This is a genomic window from Pseudonocardia sp. EV170527-09 (genome assembly GCF_008369905.1).
Classification (GTDB): Bacteria; Actinomycetota; Actinomycetes; order Mycobacteriales; family Pseudonocardiaceae; genus Pseudonocardia.
The window spans coordinates 1-802 of sequence record NZ_VRMC01000276.1; the positions used below are offsets into that span (position 1 = coordinate 1).

Below are 802 nucleotides of genomic sequence, written 5' to 3' on the forward strand. Positions count from 1 at the left end.
GGACCCTGGCCGACGGCTGGGCCTACGCCCGACTCTATGAGTCGACCCGCCAACGCAACGACGCCCTACCCGGCTGGATGCACTTCTACAATCACCACCGCGCTCACTCCGCCATCGGCGGCCAGCCACCAGTCACCAGGCTGACCAACCTCCCTGGACATCACACCTAGTGACACGCCCCGTCACCGGGCCAACCGGCATTCCCCCAGCTCAGACCCACTTTTCGCGAACTAGGCAGCTACCTGATCTGTGGAACCCCGGAACGAGACTGGAACTGAGACTGTCCTCCACGCGCCCGGCCTGCTGGTGATCTCCTCGCGGCGCGGGTTCACCCCTGCCAGGCCGGGGAGTGGGGTGCAGGGCACGGGGTCCAGCCTTGCGCCCCACTCCGGTTGCGTCCAGGGACGTGGTGTACGACGTCGTCGCTGATCAACGGCGTGGCGTCGGGATATGAGACGGCCACCGCGTGATCCTTCGAGTGCTTAGAGTTCTCGAGGGAGGAGACTCGATGGCCGCGTCAGACAGTGTGAACGATGTGGCGGGCTGGGTGAACGACCGGCTCGCTGATGCAAGCCCGGATCTGCTCCGGGCGATGATCAAACAGTTCGCCGAGACGCTCATGGCGGCCGAGGCCGACGCGATGTGCGGCGCCGGCTATCGGGAACGCAGCGCCGAGCGGGTCAACTCCCGCAACGGCTACCGGGCCCGGGACTGGGACACCCGCGCCGGCAGCGTGGAGCTGGCGATCCCCAAACTCCGCACCGGTTCCTACTTTCCCGACTGGCTGCTCGAGCGCCGGCGC

Annotated in this window: 2 protein-coding genes; both read left to right on the forward strand. The window is 67.2% G+C overall.

The window, feature by feature from the left end:
- Positions 1–170, forward strand: a 170-nt coding sequence (locus FVA95_RS29070; RefSeq protein ID WP_149664027.1) for an integrase core domain-containing protein, incomplete at its 5' end; no start/stop codon positions are given.
- A gap of 338 nt (positions 171–508) precedes the next feature.
- A partial coding sequence (locus tag FVA95_RS29075; protein ID WP_193564365.1) for a transposase occupies positions 509–802 on the forward strand: 294 nt, incomplete at its 3' end.